Annotated in this window: 22 protein-coding genes; 9 read left to right on the forward strand and 13 right to left on the reverse strand. The window is 58.8% G+C overall.

Features of this window, described 5'->3' with window-relative positions; translation table 11 throughout:
* Nucleotides 1–189: 189 nt before the first annotated feature.
* Entirely contained in the window at nucleotides 190–747 is a 558-nt protein-coding gene (locus tag EKM86_RS11080) for a TetR/AcrR family transcriptional regulator (RefSeq protein WP_164506261.1), read from the reverse strand.
* A 140-nt stretch (nucleotides 748–887) separates the two neighbouring features.
* Between EKM86_RS11080 and EKM86_RS11085 the strand changes: the two genes are divergently transcribed.
* From EKM86_RS11085 to EKM86_RS11100, 5 genes are all read left to right on the forward strand, one after another.
* Nucleotides 888–1,589, forward strand: coding sequence for an ABC transporter ATP-binding protein (locus EKM86_RS11085; protein WP_125757991.1), 702 nt, complete (start codon nucleotides 888–890; stop codon nucleotides 1,587–1,589).
* An 11-nt stretch (nucleotides 1,590–1,600) separates the two neighbouring features.
* Complete coding sequence (locus EKM86_RS11090; protein WP_125757993.1) at nucleotides 1,601–4,213, forward strand: FtsX-like permease family protein; 2,613 nt, start codon at nucleotides 1,601–1,603, stop codon at nucleotides 4,211–4,213.
* Between the two features lie 238 nt (nucleotides 4,214–4,451).
* On the forward strand, nucleotides 4,452–4,613 hold the full coding sequence (locus EKM86_RS12430; RefSeq protein WP_164506262.1) for a hypothetical protein: 162 nt from the start codon (nucleotides 4,452–4,454) through the stop codon (nucleotides 4,611–4,613).
* Nucleotides 4,549–5,805, forward strand: coding sequence for a PTS sugar transporter subunit IIC (locus EKM86_RS11095; protein WP_125757995.1), 1,257 nt, complete (start codon nucleotides 4,549–4,551; stop codon nucleotides 5,803–5,805). Before EKM86_RS12430 ends, EKM86_RS11095 begins: the two co-directional genes overlap by 65 nt.
* Nucleotides 5,806–5,891: 86 nt before the next feature.
* Nucleotides 5,892–7,067, forward strand: a complete 1,176-nt coding sequence (locus EKM86_RS11100; RefSeq protein ID WP_125757997.1) for a GNAT family N-acetyltransferase — start codon at nucleotides 5,892–5,894, stop codon at nucleotides 7,065–7,067.
* Between the two features lie 116 nt (nucleotides 7,068–7,183).
* On the opposite strand, the gene EKM86_RS11105 is transcribed toward EKM86_RS11100, so the two are convergent.
* The 6 genes from EKM86_RS11105 to EKM86_RS11130 all read right to left on the reverse strand — a co-directional run bounded on the left by EKM86_RS11105 (nucleotide 7,184) and on the right by EKM86_RS11130 (nucleotide 11,756).
* Nucleotides 7,184–7,630, reverse strand: a complete 447-nt coding sequence (locus tag EKM86_RS11105; protein ID WP_125757999.1) for an NUDIX domain-containing protein — start codon at nucleotides 7,628–7,630, stop codon at nucleotides 7,184–7,186.
* 38 nt (nucleotides 7,631–7,668) lie between these two features.
* Entirely contained in the window at nucleotides 7,669–7,875 is a 207-nt protein-coding gene (locus EKM86_RS11110) for a helix-turn-helix domain-containing protein (protein WP_125758001.1), read from the reverse strand.
* 11 nt (nucleotides 7,876–7,886) lie between these two features.
* Nucleotides 7,887–8,363 (reverse strand): DUF2975 domain-containing protein, encoded by a 477-nt coding sequence (locus EKM86_RS11115; RefSeq protein ID WP_125758003.1) that lies wholly within the window; start codon nucleotides 8,361–8,363, stop codon nucleotides 7,887–7,889.
* Between the two features lie 140 nt (nucleotides 8,364–8,503).
* The gene (gene abc-f / locus EKM86_RS11120; RefSeq protein WP_125758005.1) at nucleotides 8,504–10,003 is read right to left on the reverse strand and encodes a ribosomal protection-like ABC-F family protein; all 1,500 of its coding nucleotides are present in this window, start codon (nucleotides 10,001–10,003) and stop codon (nucleotides 8,504–8,506) included.
* 265 nt (nucleotides 10,004–10,268) lie between these two features.
* A complete protein-coding gene (locus EKM86_RS11125) occupies nucleotides 10,269–10,892 on the reverse strand; it encodes an SDR family oxidoreductase (RefSeq protein ID WP_125758007.1) in 624 nt (207 codons plus the stop codon).
* 21 nt (nucleotides 10,893–10,913) lie between these two features.
* Nucleotides 10,914–11,756 (reverse strand): aldo/keto reductase, encoded by an 843-nt coding sequence (locus EKM86_RS11130; protein WP_125758009.1) that lies wholly within the window; start codon nucleotides 11,754–11,756, stop codon nucleotides 10,914–10,916.
* A 106-nt stretch (nucleotides 11,757–11,862) separates the two neighbouring features.
* Between EKM86_RS11130 and EKM86_RS11135 the strand changes: the two genes are divergently transcribed.
* Complete coding sequence (locus EKM86_RS11135; protein ID WP_125758011.1) at nucleotides 11,863–12,570, forward strand: TIGR00266 family protein; 708 nt, start codon at nucleotides 11,863–11,865, stop codon at nucleotides 12,568–12,570.
* Nucleotides 12,571–12,708: 138 nt separating this feature from the next.
* On the forward strand, nucleotides 12,709–13,593 hold the full coding sequence (locus EKM86_RS11140; protein WP_125758013.1) for an NAD(P)H-dependent flavin oxidoreductase: 885 nt from the start codon (nucleotides 12,709–12,711) through the stop codon (nucleotides 13,591–13,593).
* Nucleotides 13,594–13,644: 51 nt separating this feature from the next.
* On the opposite strand, the gene EKM86_RS11145 is transcribed toward EKM86_RS11140, so the two are convergent.
* From EKM86_RS11145 to EKM86_RS11155, 3 genes are read right to left on the reverse strand one after another with little or no spacing between them, the layout of a single operon-like run.
* A complete protein-coding gene (locus EKM86_RS11145) occupies nucleotides 13,645–14,397 on the reverse strand; it encodes a hypothetical protein (RefSeq protein ID WP_125758015.1) in 753 nt (250 codons plus the stop codon).
* A 50-nt stretch (nucleotides 14,398–14,447) separates the two neighbouring features.
* Nucleotides 14,448–15,194, reverse strand: coding sequence for a permease prefix domain 1-containing protein (locus tag EKM86_RS11150; protein ID WP_125758017.1), 747 nt, complete (start codon nucleotides 15,192–15,194; stop codon nucleotides 14,448–14,450).
* A 3-nt stretch (nucleotides 15,195–15,197) separates the two neighbouring features.
* Nucleotides 15,198–15,527, reverse strand: a complete 330-nt coding sequence (locus EKM86_RS11155) for a PadR family transcriptional regulator (protein ID WP_125758019.1) — start codon at nucleotides 15,525–15,527, stop codon at nucleotides 15,198–15,200.
* A gap of 134 nt (nucleotides 15,528–15,661) precedes the next feature.
* Here EKM86_RS11155 and EKM86_RS11160 point away from each other — a divergent pair, with 134 nt between their 5' ends.
* Both EKM86_RS11160 and EKM86_RS11165 read left to right on the forward strand, forming a co-directional pair.
* A complete protein-coding gene (locus EKM86_RS11160; RefSeq protein WP_125758021.1) occupies nucleotides 15,662–16,204 on the forward strand; it encodes a GNAT family N-acetyltransferase in 543 nt (180 codons plus the stop codon).
* 72 nt (nucleotides 16,205–16,276) lie between these two features.
* Nucleotides 16,277–16,795: a nitroreductase family protein gene (locus EKM86_RS11165; RefSeq protein ID WP_225419411.1), complete on the forward strand. Its 519-nt coding sequence runs from the start codon at nucleotides 16,277–16,279 to the stop codon at nucleotides 16,793–16,795.
* A gap of 72 nt (nucleotides 16,796–16,867) precedes the next feature.
* Here the strand turns inward: EKM86_RS11165 and EKM86_RS11170 are convergent, their stop codons facing one another.
* The 3 genes from EKM86_RS11170 to licT all read right to left on the reverse strand — a co-directional run bounded on the left by EKM86_RS11170 (nucleotide 16,868) and on the right by licT (nucleotide 21,140).
* Nucleotides 16,868–18,343, reverse strand: a complete 1,476-nt coding sequence (locus EKM86_RS11170) for a glycoside hydrolase family 1 protein (protein ID WP_125758025.1) — start codon at nucleotides 18,341–18,343, stop codon at nucleotides 16,868–16,870.
* Nucleotides 18,327–20,216, reverse strand: a complete 1,890-nt coding sequence (locus EKM86_RS11175; protein WP_125758027.1) for a beta-glucoside-specific PTS transporter subunit IIABC — start codon at nucleotides 20,214–20,216, stop codon at nucleotides 18,327–18,329. The genes EKM86_RS11170 and EKM86_RS11175 overlap by 17 nt, the downstream gene beginning before the upstream one ends.
* Before the next feature lie 87 nt (nucleotides 20,217–20,303).
* Nucleotides 20,304–21,140 (reverse strand): BglG family transcription antiterminator LicT, encoded by an 837-nt coding sequence (gene licT / locus EKM86_RS11180; protein ID WP_164506263.1) that lies wholly within the window; start codon nucleotides 21,138–21,140, stop codon nucleotides 20,304–20,306.
* Nucleotides 21,141–21,387: the final 247 nt, after the last annotated feature.

Genomic DNA, 21,387 nt, shown 5'->3' on the forward strand with positions numbered 1-21,387 from the left:
AACCGCCGTATACGGAACCGTACGTACGGTGGTGTGAGAGGTCGGTAGCCGAATTAATCGGCTACCTCCTACTCGATCGCAGACTCTTAGCGCTTTAGCACTTAGAGTCTGCCACTCGACGCAACTCTGCAAAGCAGAGTTGCTAGAGAGCAGCGTTAAGATTTTGTCGTTTAGGATCTACCAGTCGCATTACACCCACGGTTCTGCCGTCAGCGCCGCCCGCACGATCACCTTGGCAATCGCGGCCGGCGCTTCCCGCGCGCCGCTTTTCAGCCAGCTGGTGATCACCTGCACTGCCCCGTTGAGGTAGAACGTGAAGTAATACTCCAACATCGCAGGGTCGCTTTCGTGGTACCACTGGCGGTATCGGGTCAGGGATTCCTCGCGCAGCGGGTTAAGCACCGCGAGCAGCAGCGGGCTGGCCGTGAGGTTGCGGATGATGATCTCGGTCGCCGCGGCGTTTTCTCGCACCAAGGTGAGGATCGGGGTTAGCCAGGCGGCCATGTCGGTGCGCGGCTGGTCGACCAAGGCGCTGACCTGGTCGACCAGGTCCAGCTCAATCGCGGTGAACAGGGCCTGCGGATCCTGGTAATGGGTGTAAAAGGTGCCGCGGTTGATGTCCGCCTCGCGGCACAGCGCGGAGACGCTGATTTTTTCCAGCGGCATCTGTGCCAGCAGCGTCAGCATGGCATTTTTTAGCTGGCGCTCGGTGGCTTGGGCGCGCCGATTGTTCTTGGTGCCGACCATGGGGTGGCCTTCTTTCAAACAATTTGGGAGTATCTGTTGATTTAATGACATCAATCACCGGAGTTGTCGGTTGAACTGATTCGAGCATACTAGCATAATAGCATTATATCAACACACTGTTGGATTAATGGAGGGCAATTTTGGCATACATCGAAGTCAGCAACGAATTTAAAAAGTACCAAATGGGAGAAACGGAGATCATCGCCAACAACGATGTCTCTTTCAACTGCGAAAAGGGTCAGCTCACGGTCATCCTGGGCCCGTCCGGCGCGGGCAAGTCCACCGTGCTAAACATTTTGGGCGGTATGGACGTGCCCACTTCCGGTCAGGTCATCATCGACGGCGTGGACATTGCCCGCTTCAACGACAAGCAGTTGACCGAATTTCGGCGGCATAACGTCGGGTTTGTCTTCCAGTTTTACAACCTGATCCCGAACCTCACCACCAAAGAGAACGTGGAGCTGGCCAATTCCATTGTCGACGATGCGCGCGATGCCGAGGCGACCTTGAAGGCCGTGGGGCTGGCGGATCGAATCGACAATTTTCCCTCCCAATTGTCCGGCGGGGAACAGCAGCGCGTCGCCATCGCCCGCGCGCTGGCGAAGAACCCTAAGCTCTTGCTGTGCGATGAGCCGACCGGGGCGCTGGATTACGAAACCGGCAAGCAGGTCCTGCAGCTTTTGCAGGACGCCTCGCGCAAGGACGGCACCACCGTTTTGATCATCACGCACAATTCGGCGCTGGCCCAAATGGCTGACCGCGTGATCCGGCTGAACGACGCCAAGGTGCGCTCGGTCACCGATAACGCCAAGCCGCTGCCTATCACGGACATCGAGTGGTAGGGGGCGGCGTGATGAAGCCAATGCGGAAGAACATGTGGCGTGAGATTGGCGCCAATAAGGGCCGTTTCATCGCTATCGTCCTGATTATTTTGCTCGGGACGCTGACCTTTGTCGGCGTGCGTGCGGCTGGCCCGGGGCTGGAAGATTCCATGGATCGCACCGTCAAGGACCAGCGGCTGGCCGATGTGCAGCTCCTGTCGACCACCGGGTTCACCAAGCAGGACGTGAAAACGGCCGAGCAGGTGAGCGGCGCCAAGGCCGAGCTGACCCGCTTCAAGTACGTCACCGGGGGCAAGGACGATCTGGCCATTGCGCTGTACGGCTATCAAAAAGCGGCCAAACAGGATCAGCTGACCCTGACCGCCGGCCGCCTGCCCAGAGCCGCTGACGAAGTGCTGCTCGACACCCACGCGAAAACTGAGTACCACTATCACTTGGGGCAGACCTTTACCTTCAGCAAGGACGCCGATTTGAAACGTCGCACCTTTAAAATTGTCGGGTTCGCAGATTCACCGCGGTACGTCGACAACAATGAGCGCGGATCGACCAATGTCGGCGATGGCACGGTGCGCTTTTTTGCCTATGTGCAGCCCAAGGAGCTGAACCTAGACGTAGCCACGCTGCTGTCCGTGCGATTTGCGAAGCTGCAGAGTGAAAATAGCTACAGCAACGCCTACAAGGATGATGTGGCCGATAAAGTTGCGGCGCTGAAGCGGGTCTTCAAACCGCGGGCTGAAGACCGCAATGCTGAACTGCTTGACACCGCAATGAAGCCCATCAACGCTGAGCAGGCCAAGCTGGATGCGGCCAAGCGGCAGCTGACTGCGGCCACTGAACAAGTCAAGGCGGCCTCGCAGGGTGCGTTGACCACCACACCAGAGCTGACGGCGCAGACCCAACAGCTGGAAGCGGCCCAGCAGAAGCTCGACGCCGCCAAGCGCAAGGCCAAGGGAGCGATTGAGACGAGCTACACCTGGCAAACGCGGGCTGACTTGCCGGGCTTTGCCTCGTTTGGCGACAGCGCCGACCGGATTGCGGCGATTGCCAATGTGTTCCCGGTGTTCTTTTTCCTGATTGCCGCGCTGATTACGTTCACCACCATCACGCGGATGGTCGAGGAGGCGCGCGGCCAAATCGGCACATTCAAGGCGCTGGGCTACGGCAAGTGGGCCATCGCCCGCAACTACCTGATGTACGCGCTGATGGCCGGCCTGCTGGGTGCCGTGATCGGCAGCTTCGCCGGCAACTTGACCCTGCCGCGGTTCATCGTGTCCCTTTACGACATGGTGATTCCGCTGACGCCGACGATCCCGCTGATGTGGGGCAGCTTTGCCATCGCCCTGGTGGCCTCACTGCTGGCGACGGTCGGGGCGGCCTGGCTGGTCTCCCGGCGCGAACTGCGCGAACGGCCGGCAGAGCTGATGCGCCCGGCCGCGCCGAAGTCCGCCAAGCGGATCCTGCTGGAGCGTATTAAACCGCTCTGGCGCCACCTGTCGTTCAACCAGAAAGTCTCGTACCGCAACCTCTTTCGCTATAAGAGTCGGATGATCATGACGATCGTCGGCATTGCCGGGGGCACCGGCCTGCTTTTGACCGGCTTTGGCCTGCGGGATTCGATCAGCACCACGGCCGCTCACCAGTACGACGAGGTCTTTCACTACGAGGCCACCGTGGCGCTGGCCAGGCCCAGCAAGCAGGCCGAGGCGCTGCGCATCGTCAAAGATTCCGGCAAGTATCGGGCGCGCCAGGTCGTGACGGCCGACACCGGCAAGGCGAAAGCCAACGGCCAGCAGATTGCTGACATTAACTTGTACACGCCGGCGCGTCCGGCTAAGTTCGGCCAGTTCGTCTCGCTGAGCCAACATGGCGACACTTACAAGCTGCCGACGCACGGGATTGTCATCGCGCAGAAAATTGCCAACCAGCTGAACGTGAAAAAAGGCGACACCATCACCTTCACCCGCACCGGCAAGGCGGCCAAGAAGGTCAAGGTCAGCGGCATCACGACCAACTATATCGGCGTGTTTGCCTACATGAGCCCAGGTGCTTACGCCAAGACTTTTGGCCAGGCTCCGGCGAAAAACGCGCTGCTGCTGAAGCTGAAGGCCATGTCCGGCTGGCAGCGCAATGACCTGGCACACCAGCTGCTTAAACGCGGCGCGGCGCTGGGCACCAGCTTCAAGGCCGACGAGACCAAGTCGATCGGCAATATGGGCGCGACCCTGAATCCCGTGGTCCTGATTTTCATCCTGCTATCAGGGGTGCTGTCGTTCGTCGTGCTGTATAATCTGACGAACATCAACGTGTCCGAGCGGATTCGCGAGCTGTCGACCATCAAGGTCCTGGGCTTCTACGACCGCGAAGTCACGATGTACATCGTGCGGGAAAACATCGTCATGACCATTGTCGGCATTCTGTTCGGCTACGGCGTCGGGTATGGCCTGCTGGCCTACATCCTGCATCAGGCGGAAACCACGCAGGTCATCTTCCCCGTGGTGATCGACCCGCTGAGCTATGTCTGGTCGACGCTGCTGATGGCGGCCTTTACCGGCATCGTGATGCTGGTGACACACAAGCGGCTGCAGCGCATCGATATGGTCGGCGCCCTTAAGTCAAGTGAATAAGCCTGAAACGGCGAGGCTGCGGTCTCGCCTTTTTTGTCCCTGTTCGCGGGGACAAATCCGTGACATTGCCGAGGCCAGGGTGGCATAATCGCTGGGGGAGAACGGAAATAAAAAATTTCAGGCGATTGGTTAACCGAACAGATGCCCCATAGCATAATGGAAGGGGTACAATCAGATGGATTGGTACGAGACGAATTGATAGGAACAAGTATTGACGAATTTGGACTAGACCGCTATCATGAATGTCGTATTAAGAAAGCGCTTCACGAAATCTTCCGGCTGCGGCATTGCCGCCGCCGGATCACTCCGCAGAACGCACAAAGGAGGAGATTTCTATGCAGAAGTTCATGGACTGGCTGCAAAACACCATCATGCCGCCAATGGCGAAGGTGGGGAATAACAAGTACTTGGTCTCAATTCGTAACGGCCTGGTGCTGACCCTGCCGGCGATTATTTCCGGTTCTGTCTTCATGATCCTGGCCAACATTCCGATTCCAGCCTGGACCCATTTCATCAAGCCGTACGTCAACATGATGGGCGTCGCCACGAACGCGTCGTTCGGGATCATTTCGCTGCTCGCCGTGATCGGCATCAGCTTCCAGCTGGCCAAGGCGCTGGACGTTGACGCGATTTCCGCGGCCGGGCTTGGCACCATGGCGTTCATCGTCCTGTCGTTCAACGACAAGTACACGCTTGATACCGCCAATTTTTCGTCATCCGGTTTGTTTACTGCCATTATTACCGCGTTTGTCTCTGTTTTGATTTTTCACTTTTTCGAAAGTCGCAACATTGTCATCAAGCTGCCAGCCGGCGTGCCGGCCGCGGTTTCTAATTCATTCGTCGCACTGCTGCCTGGGTTTGTGATCTTGGTGTTGTTCTGGACGGTGCGCATGCCGCTCGGAATCGATATTAACAAGGTCGTGCAGGCCATCTTCCACCCGCTGCTGTTCGCGATGAACACCCTGCCTGGGATTCTGGTTTACACGCTGCTGGTCTCGCTGCTGTGGGTCTGCGGGATTCACGGCGACATGACGCTGCAGGGCATTTCCGACCCGATCTTCCTGCAGTTTCTGACCGCGAACGCCACCGCGCTGGCGCATCACCAACCGCTGCCGTTCAACACCGCAATGGGCTTTTCCAGCCTGTTCGTCAACGTCGGCGGCACCGGCGCCACGATCACGCTGGTTATCCTGATGCTGTTTTCCAAGTCCAAGACCTACAAGGAACTGGGGCGCGTCGCGTTTCCAAGTGCGCTGTTTGAAATCAACGAACCGGTCATTTTCGGATTCCCGCTGGTCATGAATCCGATCACGATGATTCCGTTCATCGGGGTACCGCTAATTCTCGCCACCGGGTCATTCGTGCTGATGAGCATCGGCTGGATCTCCGCGCCATCCGCGATGGTGCCATGGACGATGCCGCCGATCATCGGGCCGCTGATGGCCACCAACTGGGACTGGCGGGACGCGGTGTGGTCAGCCGTCGAGCTGGTCATCGCCACTGCCTGCTACTACCCATTCTTCAAGACTGCTGAAAAGCAGATGGTCGCAGCCGAAAACAAGCCTGTTGATGAGGCGAAAGCTGAGGCTTAACCCAGACACGTCCGGCTCGCGTATACTCGCGAACCGGGCGTTCTTGGTTACAATGGAGTTAAACATAAACTGAAAGAGGGACCATCATGGTATCTGAATATCGATTGACTGACCCAGCGGACCGCGAGCGGTTCTACCAGCTATACTTGTACGCGTTCAACGGCCAGGACAGCGAGGCCCGGCGGCGCTTTTTCAACGCGCGGTACGCCCACGGCTGGATTTACGGGTTGAAGCACGACCAGCAGCTGACCTCAGGGCTTTACAGCCTGCCGTTCACTGTTAATTTTCACGGGGTGGCATACAAAATGAACGGCATTGGCGACGTGATGTCTGCCCCGGAGGATTCCGGCCACGGCGGGGCAGGGACGCTGCTGAAGGCGGCGCTGCAGGAGATGCACGACCGCCACGTGACCCTGTCGTACCTGGCGCCGTTTTCCTACCGGTACTACCGGCGCTTTGGCTATGAGCAAGTCTTTAACCACATCACGTACACGATTGCGCATGACCACGTGCCGGCGTACCACCCGCAGCACCAAGGAGGCCACGTTGAGCGCATGTCGTTTGCTGCGGCGCTTGCGACCATCAAGCCGCTTTACGCCAAAAAGGCCCAGGACCTGCCCGGCGGCATGATGCGCGAGGACTGGTGGTGGGATTACCTGACGTTGAAAAATCGCTGGGATGCCGGCGTGTACTTCGACGAAAAAGGTCAGGCGCAAGGTTATGCAGTCTATGAACGCAGCGGCGCGGAAATGACCGTGCACAAGCTGCTGGCAAATACGCCGGCCGCCTTTGAGCAGCTGATGGCGTTTTTGCTCAAGCATGGGAACACGTTTCAAAAGCTCCGCTACGAATCGCCGCACAGCCAGTACGCCGGTGACTGGATCCAGGAGCCGTACGCCGTGTCAGCGGTTGTCACCCCATACATGATGGCGCGCATTGTGGACCTGCAAGACTTCCTGGACCGTTATCCGTTCACGCAGGACTTTGCGCCGGTGACGATTGCGGTGGAAGATCCAGTCCTGCCCGTCAACGCCGGAGTTTGGCAGCTGAGCCGCACGGCGGGGCAAACAACTGCGGGAAAAGGCGTCACCGCTGCACCAGAGCTGACCTTTACCATTCAGCAGCTGACCAAGGCGCTCATGGGCGCCACTTCACTGCATGCACTCCTGATGAGCGGGCAGGGCAGTGGTGACCTGGCTGCCGCCGCGCGGCTCGATCAGGCGCTTCAGCACGCCACGCCTGAGTTCAACGATTATTTCTGAATGAAACGCAAAAAAGTGTCGCAGAGAAAAAATCTGCGGCACATTTTTTGTGGGTATTTGACTGATCTTGCTTGAATGTCACCGCCGGTCTACTAGGTGCTTGAAGTGGCCCGGTGTCAGGCATTGTCCAAGCGCAGCGGGCGGATACTTGCCGACACCGCGGCCTTCGCTTGCCATGCGAAATGCGTGTTTGTTGGCAGGTCAAACTGTTCAACCTTTAAATCGGCCAGAATGGCCGCTGTGTTTGTGCTGACTTCTGCTTGGTATACCAGCAATATCTGGTGGCACCGAATGCCATTCAGGGTGAAAAAGGCTTCAACGATGCCAGTACTGGTCAACTTGTTTAGGCTCAGTCCCAGTTTCTCCTTGGCTTCACGTTTGGCCGCGTCCTCTCCGGTTTCACCGAATTTGACAGCGCCGCCTGGAACGATGGTCATCTCTTTGTCACCGCTTTTTCTCGGGGTCACAAGAACCTGGCCGGCGTGTGTCAAAATCAGGACTGCCCTGATGTCGAAGCGCTCGTGTGGGTTGAGCAAGTAGCGAATGTCCCGGTCTTCTTGCATGAGATGCCTCCCAGAATTTTCAGCCAATCATATCACAGTTAAGCCTTCGGTTGGTAAGCCAGCACGTCACCGGGCTGGCAGTCTAATACTTCACAGAGTTTGGCTAAGGTCGAAAAGCGTACAGCCTTGGCCTTGCCGGTTTTCAGAATCGACAGGTTGGTCAGGGTGATGCCGACCTGCTCGGCCAGCTCAGTCAGGGTCAGATCGCGTTTTTTGAGCATCAGGTCCAAATTGATTTCGATCATCGCGGGCCTCCTCACACGGTCATGTCGTTTTCGGTTTTGTACGCCAGCGCCGTGGTCCACAGCTGCTGCAAGATCGCCAGAAACAGCCAGACGATCGCCGGAATGGCGAAAAAGCCGAGCCCAATGACCATCACACCCGGGGCGTCGTCGTGGTCGGCCATGCGGTACCACTGCGGCAGGCAGACCAAGAGGCCCAGCGCCATTGCGCCAACGGCCCACTTCAGACGGATGATCAACGTCACGGCGCGCTGCGTGAACGCGGCGCTTTCGGTGATGCAGTCCAAAAGGCGCCAGGCGATGAAGGCGGCGAGCCAGTAACTGACCACCGCGACCGCCGCGCCCAGCGTGAAGGCCCAGGCCGCGACCGGCCACTGGTAGTCGCGCACCATCACGATTGGAAAGCGCGGGATCAGCCCGATCCCGAATGCCCCGATCGCGATCACACTCGCGATCAGCAGGAGCTTGAGAAGCCAGATGCGAATTTTCATATTGATGCCTCCAAAAAAGCGACGGCTTGCCCGTCAATTTGATGGCTTCAGCATAACATGGGCTTATTGATTATCGATAAACATTTGTTGATTATCGATAAATTCTTAACTTTTTACCGGCCAACACGCCGAGCAGGCGACTAGGCGAGACTCGGCGCCAGGGTGATCACTTTAGTGGCGATGCGGTCAATGAACGCCCGGTCGTGTTCGACAAACAGCATGGTGGGTTGGGACTTGAGGATGCTCCCAGCCAGCTGGTCCTGATTGTACAGGTCCAGATAGTTGAGCGGCTCGTCCCACACCAGCAAGTTGGCGGGGGTGACCAGCGACTTGGCCAGCTCGACTTTCTTTTGCTGACCGGCGCTGAGGCGTTCGATCGGGGTCGTGAACGCCAAGCGTTCCAGGCCCAATTTTTTCAGATTGTTCAGCAGGTCCTGGTAGTTCAGGTGATGAGCTGCCGCAAAGTCGGCGATGGTGCCGGTATTGTCCGCGTACAGTTGGCGGCTCAGGCTAAAGGTCAAACTGGGCGGGTAGCTGAGCGTCCCCGTCGCCGTGCCGGCAAATTTGCCTTGCAACGCGTGGAGCAGCGAAGATTTGCCGATTCCATTGGGGCCGGCCAGGGCCACGCGTTCACCGCGGCGCACATCGAACGTGAGCGGAGCAAACAGCGGCTGACCGTCATAGCTTAAGGTGAAGTGGTCGACGTGCACATAAACCTCATGATGGTCGGGGATGGTGTTGATGGTCAGCTCCGGCACCTCCTCGACGTTTTTGAGCAGCTGGGACTTGCCTTCGATCTCCTTGTCCATGCGGTGTTCGAGCACCTTGGACTTTTTCATCAGGCGGGCGGCGCGGGCGGTGACGAAGCCGGCGTGGCCGGTACCGCCGCTGCCTTTTACGTGCGGATCGCCGTGAATGTCGCCTTCGCGGCTGAGCGACCAGTCGTGCTTATCACGTGAGGACTGCTTGAGCCGGCCAATGTCGCGCTTGAGCTTCGCGTTTTCCGCGCGCTCAAAGTCGTTCTGCCGCTCGCGCTCTTGCGCATACACGCTGTAGTTGCCGGCGTACAAGGTGATGGCCTGCTTGTCGATGGCCAGGGTGTGGTCGGTGATCGCATCCAAAAAGGTGCGGTCATGGCTGATCACGATGAAGCCGGGTTTCGCTTTTAGGTAGTCCGCGATGCGCTCGCGACTTGCGGCATCGAGATGATTGGTGGGTTCGTCGATCAGGGCAAAGCCGCTGTCCTCGGCAAACAGCAGAGCTAGGCGCACCTTGGTTTGCTCGCCGCCGGACAGCAGGTTGAATGGCCGCCAGAGAATGGCGGGGTCGGCGTGCATCAGGTTAAGCTCGCGCTCAAGCTGCCACTGCTCGGCGTCGCTTGCTTCCTGCATCGCGTAGAGGGTCAGTTGCGTCTCGTCTTTAATGGCCTGAGGAAAATACCGCAGCGGGGTGGGGACGCTGATTTTGCCGGCGTAGTCGTGCTGGCCTTGCAGCAGCTCCAGCAGGGTAGTCTTGCCCCGGCCGTTGCGCCCGACCAGGCCGAGGTGCCAGGACAGATCCAGGTCAAAGGAGACATCGTGAAATAATTCGGTTTGGCCGTCGTAGCCAAACGAGAGATGGGACAGGGTAATGGTTGCCATGAGGCGCTCATCCTTTCTAAAGGACGGGCCTGAAGTTCGCGCAGTAAATGGCCTTTTGGGCAAGCAAAAAGCCAGTCCAAATGGGCTGGCCAAGCGAGTTTTACCGCTTGGTGCCGCCAGGAGTCAGCCATTGCGAAAAGTCGAGACTGCGCCCATGCTTCAGGGCTTCGACGTTTCATCAATGGCTTACTTCAATGGCGACACCTTCTTCGTTAATTTGTTGGCTATACTATACCGCGGGCGATTAGCCGGACGCAACTATTTTTTAAAAAGCCTGGGCGATCGGCACGTCGCCGCTGGCAATTTCCAGTTCCTGCCGGTGCAGGTCGGACGTGACGGCCTCGACCAGGACGGTGGCGACATCCTGCCGCGGGATCTGCGACTGGCCCTGCGGTTTCAGGGTGATTTTGCCGGTGCCGTCGTCGTTGGTCAGCGCGGTCGGCTCGACGATCACCCAGTCCAAGCTGGTGCGGGTCTTGAGCCACTCGTCGGCGTAATACTTGGCGATGTAGTAATCGTTGATGCCGGACTTCGGCCAGAAACTGCGATCCTGCACGTTCAGCGCGCTGAGGTGAATGAAGCGGGTAATCCCGGCCTGCTGGGCGGCGGCCATCGTTTTGACCGCGCCGTCCAAGTCGACTTCCAGCAGGTTCTTGCCGCCTGAGCCCGCCGCGAAAATGATCGCGTCACAGCCTGCCATCGCCTGCGCCAGCGTGCTGACCGGGTCGGTCAGGTCAAAATGCACGGCGTGAAACTGCGTCGTGTCGCCGCGCGCCTGCGAAAGCGGGTCGCGGTAGCCGCCCACGGCCTCGCAGTCATTCGTCAGCAGCGTTTCAATTACCAGGCGGCCCACTTGGCCGTTGGCACCCGCAACAAATACTTTGGTCATATTGATCACTCCTTCGAAAAGTTAAATGGATTGTAAGGGGACTTTGCGTGTCGGCGCCGGGAAAGCGGCGTCGATGATTGCCAGCTGATCTTCAGAGAAGGTCACGTTCAGCGCGGCCAAGTTAGCCTGCATGTGCGCAGCGCTCCCAGTTTTTACCAGCGGGATCACGCTGCCGCGCCCGGCCCAGGCCAGTAGCACTTGGTGCACGGATATGTGCATGCTGCGTGCCAGCTGCTCGAGCGAGTCGGGGATCGAAATCTGCTGCCCATTGCCGGACCCAAACGGCGAGTAACCCAGTAGCGGCATGCCGAGTTGTTCTTGATATGGGACAAGGTCAAACTCGATACCGCGCGCTTGAACGTTGTACAAGACCTCGTTGGCGGCGATGGCCTGACCGCCTGGCAGGGTGCGCGCTTCCTTCAGTGCCGGATGGTCAAAATTGGACAGGCCATATGCGCGGATCAGCCCAGCTTTTTTCAGGTCAGCCAAGCCCGCGAGCGTTTCGGCCAGCGGCGTTTGGCCCGGCCAGTGCAGCAGGTACAGGTCCAGGTAATCGGTGCCCAGACGCTGCAGACTGGCCTCAAGCGCCTGGCGCATTTGCGCGGCGGTCGCGTGCCAGGGATAAAACTTGGACACCAAGTACAGCTTGCTGCGGTCGTAAGGGATGATGGCTTGCCCCACCAAGGACTCCGCCGCGCCTTCGCCGTACATTTCGGCCGTATCGATCAGCGTGAGTCCGGCGTCCAGACCCGCACGAATCGCCGCGATTTCGCTTTGGCTTTGCGCGGCGTCGCCTTCCCCAAGCGCCCAGGTGCCGATGCCCAAGGCCGGGATCGTGATTCCATTGATTTTGGTCGTCTTCATGCAGCGCCTCCTGACTGATTGCATGATTATCATAACACGCGACTGCGTCAGGGTCGAAAGCGCTTGCCCATTGGCGTAAAATACAAAGCAACGGAGGTGAGAAAAAATGAATTATGAACTGAAGGGGAATGTCCCTTTTCCCATTGCGCTGCTGCACCTGGACCGCGGCGACAGTGCCCAAATCGAGGCGGGCTCGATGATTTACCACAACGACGGGGTGACACTTGAAGGGCACATGAACAGCAACGGCAAAACAGGGTTGGGCGGGATGCTGTCCGCGCTGGGTCGCAGCATGACGTCCGGCGAGTCGTTTTTCATCACGACGGCGACCGCGCAGGCGAGCGGCGCAGAACTGGCAATCGCGCCTGGCAACCCAGGGGTGATCCAGGCGCTGACCCTGGACGGTGAACACCAGTGGCGCCTGAACACCGGCGCGTTTCTGGCGATGGACGCGACGGCCGGGTACTCGATGATCCGGCAAAAGGCCGGTCGCGCGCTGCTGGGCGGCACCGGCGGGTTCTTCATCATGGAAACTACCGGCGCCGGTACCATGCTGGTGTCGGCATACGGGGATCTGCTGCCAGTGGACCTGGATGGCGACCGCGATTACGTGATCGACAACAATCACGTCGTCGCCTGGGAGTCCAGCCTCGATTACAGCATCGAAATTGCCAGCGGCACCTTTGGCTTCACGACTGGTGAAGGGCTGGTCAACCACTTTACCGGGCGTGGTCGGGTGTACCTGCAGACCCGCAACGTTGAGGCCCTGGCCAATTTGGTCAAGCCGTACCTGCCGGACAAGTCATCGAATTAACGAATCAAACCGGGCTGTGCGTCCGGTTTTCTTTTTACTAAAAATGGTGGCGCTTTCATTTAAAATCGATTAAAGTAGAAGCAACGGCCGGTCGCTACCACTAGGGCCGGCTAGTTGCAGCTTGCAGGAGGCAGTTTGATGACGACGATTTTAGGAACGCGGCTCCCACTGATTCAAGGGGCACTGGCGGGGATCTCCCAGGCCTGTTTGGTCGGGGCGGTCGCCAACGCCGGCGGACTGGGCGTGCTTACGACCAGCGACAAGAACGTGAGCAGCCTGGCCAAGGCCATCGACGGTGTGCACACCTATACCGACGAGCCGTTTGCCGTCAACTTGATGCTCCAGCAGGACAACATCGCCGAGCTGGTGCCGTACCTGATCGATCACCCAGTGCCGGTCGTCACCACCAGTGCCGGCACGCCCAAGCGTTTCGTCAAGGAGCTGCGCGCGGTCGGCACCAAGGTCGTCGCAGTCATCCCATCGGTCAAGGTGGCGAAAAAAATGGCCGCGCTGGGGGTCGATGCGTTGGTCGCCGAAGGCATGGAGTCCGGCGGCCACATCGGCACGCAAACAACCATGAGTTTGGTGCGCCAGGTCACGGCAGCCGTCGACCTGCCAGTCTTTGCCGCTGGCGGTATCATTGACGCGGCGGGGGTCAAGGCGGCCCAGGCGCTGGGCGCGGTCGGCGTGCAGGTCGGCACGGCGTTTCTGGCAGCGCACGAAACGCCGATCAGCGCGGCGTACAAGGCGGCAGTGGTGGCGGCCACCGACACCGCCACGGTCGTGACCGGGCGCGCGTTGGGGGATGCGGTGCGCTGCCTGAAAAATCCGCTGACGGATCAGTACTTCATGGCCGAGTCGCTGGGTGCTTCAAACATCGAGCTGCACGCGCTGCTAGACGGCAGCCTGGCCAAGGCCATCGCCGGCGATGTGGCTCACGGCACCCTGATGGCGGGGCAAATTGCCGGCATGGTCAACGGCACCGCCCCGGCGCAGACGATTGTCGACCGCCTTTTTCCGTAGCCCGCAAAAAACGGTCACCACTTCAAAAAGTGGTGGCCGTTATTTGCTAGCTTAATCAACCACGCGGCGCTTGGCCAACCGTCGATACTGGTGGTCGATACTGTGCACATAAACCAGGCAGAAAACGCCCAGGCCAATCAGCGTGGCCATCAAGAATGAGCCTTCATTTCCGCCCTCGTCGATGGAAACGGTGAAAAGCGAGGCGGCCAAGCTCACATACCCGACCCATTGGCCAATCACGTACCGGCGGTGGTAAGCGGTGCGGCGGGCGACGGCCTGCTCGTGGACCGGTGAAACCACTGGGAGATGGCGTAAGGGCCGGCGCACGGCCTTGAAGGCTTTGCTGTCAACAATGAGGGCTGCGATCCCAAGCAGGACGGGGATGTAAAAGACCACCATCGAAAGGTCACTATCGGTATCGGCAAGAAGCGTGAAGCCGCTGCCGACGATGAGGAGAAAGACGCCGCCAGCCAGGTACAGGGCGTGCGTCCCCGCGGCCTGCCAAAAACTTTCGGCTTGCTTCATCGTGACGGCAGGTTCTGACTTGTGCTGGCGGGTGACCGCTTCGGCTCGCGCGAAGGGCTTTGCGATGACTTCAGCATGGACTTCAGCCAGTCGGGTCTTCATGCCGGCAGTGGCCTTGATCGTGGCGCCCAGCGCCGCGTCCTCGTTTTTTCCCTGCTTAAGCTGGCCGGTGTAGAACGTGGTCATGGCGTCGAGCAGTTCGGCCTGAGCTTTCTGGTTGGCCGGCGTGTCTGGCAGATCCTGGTACAGGTCGGCCAGGTAAGATTTGAGTGTGTCCATGAGCGCCTCCAACGGTATCACGATATCGGTGTTATCTTATCACAAATCAGTTAGTCGGCGATGGGCTGATTGGCTAGGCGCTTGTAGCCGTTGCTGATGGTCTGAACATAGACGAGATAAAACACCCCAAGGGCAATCATGCCGATCATTAACGGTGCGCCTAACTCTTCATTCGCGATTGCGTTCATCACAATGGGCGGAATCACTGAGAACAGACAACATAGAATGCCAACCAGGATGCCAATGGTGTACGCCTGATGATAGTTTTCGAGCTTTTCGTTTGCCAATTTCTTTGTTGCTGTTGCTAGGGGGCGATGGGCGATGCGCTGGCGTTCAGGTTTGATTCCTATTGCGCTGGTGATAATGGCCGCAACCCCGATTCCAAGCGCGAGGAAGAACATGACCGCGGCAATGGTTGAGTCCTGGAGGGCAAAAGCGGCAGCCAGGGCAATACTCAAGATGCAAAAGGCGACGCCAGCGCCGAGTGAAAGGGCGTAGCGAATATTGGCGCGCCAGTAGCGCTCGGCACTTTCCTCGTCAATGGCGTCGTTCGCGTCGCTTTGGGGCGATTTTTGCGGCTCGGCCGGATCAATGTCAAGCGCGGCAAGTACCTCGTCGATCGACCCCACTGCCGTGATGGCCGCCCCGATCGCTTCGGCCTCACTTTTGCCCAGCGCCAGCTCCTCATGATAGTGATCGGTCATGAGATCGAGCAGGTCGGCCTTGGCCTTGCGCGTCGCTGCTGTGTCTGGCACGCCGGCAAACAATCCGGCCAAGTAGGTGTTCAAGGTTTCCATTAGCTATTCCTCCGCGGATAAAAATTTTGACACGACTGCTTGGGTCTGCGCCCATTCCTTGCGTTTGGCGGCCAGCACACTGTTTCCTGCCGCCGTCAGCCGGTAGTAGGTGCGCGGGCGGCCGTAAGAGATCTCGCCAGCGTAAGCTTCAATGCTGCCGGCTTTGACCAGGCGCGTCAGGGTCGAATACAGCGTGGTTTCACGAATCGCGTACGCGCCATCGGTGCGATCGCGAATCGCCTTTTCCAGCTGGTAGCCGTACGAGTCGCCGGCCGCCAGCACCGCCAGGATTAAGGCGTCGTTGTAGCCGCGCATGCTGTCGCTTGAAATCATTCGCTCGCCTCCGACTACTTTATCTGATGCAGTAATCTTAACACAGCTGCCTTGGGGCAGTCTCGGCCCTGAGGCTGATATTGTGAAACCAAGGTGAGAGCGTGATAATAATGATTAATACGGAGGAATAATGGATGTTTAGTTATGTTGTGGACGATGAGCTACAGCTGGCGATCCCGCGCCCAGCGCTAGATGCTGGGCCGCTGTACACTTTGATTGCGGCCGATCGGTCCACTTTTGAACGCTACTTGCCGTGGGTTAAAGACACTCAAACGGCAGCCGATGAACAGGCCGCGCTGACGCTGTTCAACCAGCATTTTGGGGTCGGAAAATCGGCTAATTTGGTGTTGGTCGTTGCGGGGCAGCCGGCCGGGATGATCAGCTTCAACGGTTTTTACCCCAATCGCAGTGCCGATATCGGCTACTGGCTGGGTCAGCCATTCCGGGGCCATGGGGTGATGCACCGCGCCGTTATGGGGATGTGTGCGCTAGGGTTCAGCGAGTACGGGCTAAACAAGATCGTGATCCGCGCCGCCGTTGAGAATCAAGCCAGTAATGCCGTTGCCAAGGAGGCGACGTTTCACCTTGATGGGACGCTGCGCCAGGACGAACAGTTACTTGACGGCTTTCACGATGAAAATGTTTGGTCAAAGCTCAAAAGCGAGTGGGTCGGCTGAACTTCTCCTTGGAGGCGTTTTCCCGATCAGTGCTACAATAATCTCGAAAAGGAGCTGATAGGATTGAATACGATGAAAGCATTGCTGCGGCGCAAGTCGGTGCGGACCTACACTGGGGTGCCGGTGACGGATGACCAACGGGCACAGCTGCTGAAGGCGGCCTACGCCTCGCCGGTTGCAATGGGGCAGTACGATTCCGTCGCGATGACCGTGGTGGAAAATCCTGACCTGCTCGCGCAAATCGATGCGGCCGCGGCCAAGCAGTTTGGTCGGGAGAAGATGCTGTACGGTGCGCCGATGTTGATTATTTTATCGACCAAGCTCAAGGGCGACGCCAGCGATAATTCGGGCTATTCCAATGCCGCGACAGTGATCGAAAACCTCAACTTGGCAGCGGTCGAGCTTGGCCTTGGCGCCTGCCACATCTGGGGTGCGATCGCGGCGTTGGCCGAGGATGACGCGCTGAAGCAAGCACTGAAGATTCCTGAAGGTTTCACGCCGGTGGGCGGCCTCGTCGTCGGCGATAGCACCGACGCCTACACGAAGCGAGACATCCCAGACAACCGCATCGCCACAGAAATTTTGGAATGATGTCACCAAAAACAGACCCGCCCGCATCACTTTGATGCGCGGCAGGTCTGCTTTTGTTTTATTTACTTGCCTTTATTCCTCGGGCACGAGTATTGGTGCTTGCTCGGCAGCTTCCTTCAGTGCCGAGTCGCCGTTGCTGGCGATGACGTCGTGGTACCACACCGCCGACGCTTTCGGCGTCCGGGTCAAGGTCCCCTGACCCAAGTCGTCACGGTCGACGTAGATCAGGCCGTAGCGCTTGGCCATTTCGCCGGTGCCGGCGGAAATCACGTCCATGGCGGTCCACATGGTGTAGCCAATCAGGTCGACGCCGTCTTCATCAATGGCCTGGTGCATCGCCTCGACGTGTGCGCGCAGGTAATCGATGCGGTACGGGTCGTTCACTGCGCCGTTTTCCAGCGTATCGATCGCCCCGAGACCGTTTTCAACGACCATCAGCGGCACTTGATAGCGCTGGTACAGGCGATTCAGGGTGAGGCGCAGGCCGCTCGGATCAGTCTGCCAGCCCCAATCGGAGGTTTGCAGGTAGGGATTCTTCTGGCCGGCGATCAGGTTGCCTTCGCCTTCATTGCCGGGGTCAGCGGCGATGCAGGAGCTGGAGTAGTAAGAAAACGAGTAGAAGTCGACCTTACCCGCCAGCAGCGTAGCCTCGTCTTCCGCGGTGATTTCAAGCGTGACGCCGCGCTTTGCCAGGAGCCGTTTGGCAAAGCTGGGGTAGCTTCCACGGACTTGGACGTCGCCGCAGAAGTTGTTGAACCAGTCGGCGCGCTGCTGGGTCGCCAGCACATCCTCGGGCTTAGGCGTCAGCGGATAGGCTAGCCCGTTGGCGATCATGCAGCCGATTTGGTTCTGCGGGTCGATTTGGTGGCCGCTGATCACGGCCCTGGCTGAGGCCAGAAAGACGTTGTGCAGCGCCTGGTAGTGCTCGGTTTCGTCGCCGGAAGTGAAGAAGTAGTTCTCCTGCGCCGCGTCGCGCAGGCCGAGGCAAAACAGGCGACCAGCGCTCAGCGTGCCGAAGTTGATTTCGTTGAAAGTCAGCCAGTACTTAACCAGCCCCTTGTAGCGCTTGAAGCAGGTCTTGGCGTAACGGACGAACATGTCGATCACTTGTTTATTCGCAAAGCCGTTGTAGGCAGTGATCAGGTGGTAAGGCATTTCAAAGTGGCTGAGGGTGACGATCGGCGTGATGTTATTTTCCCGGCAGGTGGTAAACACCCGCTCGTAGAAGCGCAGGCCTTCCTCGTTCGGCTGTGCGTCGTCACCATTGGGGAATATGCGGCTCCACGCGATGGACAGGCGCAGACTTTTCAGACCGATCTGGCCAAACAACGCGATGTCTTCTTCGAACCGGTGGTAAAAGTCCACCCCGGTGTGGGACGGAAAGTACTTGTCGAGGTTCAGATCCTTGACGAAACGGCGCGGCTTGGTGCGGCTGCCGGCCGTCAGGTGGTCGGCGATGCTCTCGCCTTTGCCCCCTTCGTTCCAGGCGCCTTCACATTGATTGGCAGCCAGGGCGGCCCCCCAGAGAAAATTATTCGGAAACGGCATGGGCATTGACCTCCGTGGCTTCTTGCGTGTCTGCGATCAGCGTGAGCAGCGGCGCGCCGGCTTCGATCAGGGCGTTGCCGGTCAGTTCGGCGATCACGTCCAGATAGTCGGCGGTGTTGGTGACCACAATTGGCGTCACCATTGAGTAGCCGGCCTTTCGGATCGCGGCGAGGTCGATTGTGGCCAGCAGATCGCCGGCTTTAACGTGCTGCTCGGCTTTGACGTTAATGTCAAAATGATCGCCGTTCAGCTGGACGGTGTCCATGCCCAGGTGGATCAGGATCTCGGCGCCGGTGTCGGTGATCAGGCCAATCGCGTGCTTGGTCGGGAACACGGTCATGACCGTCGCGTCGGCGGGCGCCACCACGCGCCCGTCTGACGGGTCGATGGCGATGCCTTGGCCGAGGGCTCCGGCGGCAAATGCGCCGTCTTCAACATCGCGCAGCGGCACGAGCTGACCGGTCATCGGACTGACGAGGACCGTGTCGCGTTCCAGCCGCGGCGTGCTTGGAATCGCCGCGTCTTCGATGCCATTGACGATTGGGTCATCTTGGTACATCACGTAAGCGGCGATGAAGCTTGGAATGATCGCGATGGCCAGGCAGATGCCGGCGTACATCAGGTCGCGGCCGGCATTATCGGTGCTGAGCATGCCAGGGATCGCGAACAGGCCCATGCCGCCCATGCGGTAGGTCTGCATGCCCAGTGCGCCGGTCATGGCGCCGGCAAGGCCGCCGCCGATGCAGGAGATCACAAACATCTTCATGCGCGGCAGGGTCACGCCGTAAATTGCCGGTTCCGTCACCCCGAAGATCCCGGAGATCCAGGCCGGCAGGGCGATGGCCTTGAGCTTTTTATCCTTGGATTTGAGCCAAATGGCGACCACCACGGCAGTTTGGGCAAAGGACACCCAGGCAATGGAGGTCAAAATCGCAGTCGGGTTGCCGGCGGCCAGTGGAATCATCGCCATCACGACGATCATCATGTGCACGCCGAACATGACCAGCAGCTGCCAGGTGGCACCCAGCACCAAACCAGCCAGGATCGGGCTGAAGCCCATCAAAGCTTCGATCCCTTGGGTCAGGACCAGCGAAACCGCATTGGCCGCCGGACCGATCAGCATGAAGCCGATCGGCACGATGATCACCAGCGTCAGCATCGGCACCAGGAAGGTCTTGACCACGTCCGGGATGACCTGTTTAAGCCAGCGTTCTAGCGGCGCCGCCAGGGCCACCATCAAAATCACTGGCAGAATGGTCGAGCTGTATGAGGCGTTGAAGTTCATGCCCCAGAAGTTTAAGTCGACGCCATTGATGTTGGGGTGAACCAGCGCGGCCCCGATGATGAGGCCAATAAACGGGGTCATGTTAAACTTCTTGGCGGCATTGAAGCCGATGACGATCGGGAAGAAGTAGAAGCAGGCATCCCCGATGGCATCGAGCATGATGTAGGCGCCTGATTTGTCCGTTAGGACGCCAGTGACCATCAGGATCACGGCGAGCCCCTTGATGATCCCGCCGGCGCACATCACCGACAGGGCGGGCATCATGATGCCGGAAATCAGGTCGATGACGCGGTCGCCAAATTTCATTTTCTTGGCAGGTGCGTCGTTTGCGTTGTTTTCCAGCTTGCCGACGCGCATCACTTCCGCGAACACGTCGGGCACGTGGTTGCCGATCACGACTTGGTACTGACCGGCGGACTGCATCACCGTGACCACGCCATCCATGCTTTTCAGGCCGGCGGTGTCGGCGATGCTTTCGTCCTTGAGCTTGAATCTTAACCGGGTGACGCAGTGGGTGAGGCCGAGAATGTTTTCACGGCCGCCGACTTTGGCAATGATATCAGTTGCGAGTTGTTCATATTTAGTCATGTGGGTTCCTCCTGAAAGATTTTTCTTTCCGAAGGTTTGGCCAACTTAATGTCACCATCCAACGCTCTGACAAAATGTGGGGTGTTGTTATTGCGCCTGGGCGCGGTAGACCAGGCGCTCGATGTGCAGCGTGAGGTAGGCTCGCTCGGCCGGCGTGACCGCGTAGCCGTGGCGGGTGAGCAGAAAGTCGCTGATGCGCTTGGCGCAGGCCGAAGGCGCCTGGTAGCGCGCCAGGATCAGCTGAAGCAGTGCCTCGTCCACGGTCGCCATGGGCTCGGCCCGCAGCAGCCGCTGGGCGAAGAACTTCAGGTGGGTGATGAAGCGGCTGTAGTCCGAGGTGGTACTGTCGGGTTCGAAGTGAAAATAGTAACGCACGATGCTGAGCATTTCCTGCATCAGCTGCGTGATTTTGGCCGCGTCCGTGCCGGCACTGCTGGTTTCCGCGTTCACCAGGTGAAAGGCGATGAAGCCCGCCTCGTCCGGAGGCAGCGTCACGTTGAGTTTGGTTTCAATCAGGCCGAGCGCGGCTTTGGCAACGCGGAACTCGCGCGGATAAAAGCGCTGGGTGTCCCAGAGCATTACGTTGGCGACGGCCTCACCGGCCCGGGCGCGGTGTACGGCCAGTGCCAAATGGTCGGCAAGGGTCACGAGCAGCCTGGGGTCCAGGCTGAGCCCGGCCTGCTTGGCGAGGTCAAGAATTTCCCCTGAAACCTGCAAACAGCCGTAGGGGATCTCGGCCAAAAGCCGGGTTAATTCAGCGGTAGTTCCGGTTTGGAGGGTGAAGGTTTGGGAGATTGCTGAAGCGTCGATCTCATCGCCGGGGCGTTTGCCGAAAGCCAGTCCGCGCCCGGTCACAATTTGTTCACGGCCTTGGCCATTTTTGACGATGGCCACGTTGTTGTTGAGCACTTTGTGAATCTTCACGGCAGACGCCTCCTTCGAGAGTTGGTCGGCCTTGCGCGCCAAGGCCGGCCGGTAAAGCGGTTCCATGGAATAACTTAAGCGTATCAGACTGACCGCGGCGCAGGCAAGAAAAATGGTTGATAAACTTAATCATAATGATAACTGATGTCTGATGATTGACGGCTCGGGGCACAAAAAACTATCTGAGGGCGCCGCTCTGCTTTGCCCTCGTAATCATGATATGAAACAGCCGCCATCGCCGATATAA

The sequence above is a fragment of the Lacticaseibacillus hegangensis genome (genome assembly GCF_003946465.1).
In the GTDB taxonomy this organism is placed as follows: Bacteria; Bacillota; Bacilli; order Lactobacillales; family Lactobacillaceae; genus Lacticaseibacillus; species Lacticaseibacillus hegangensis.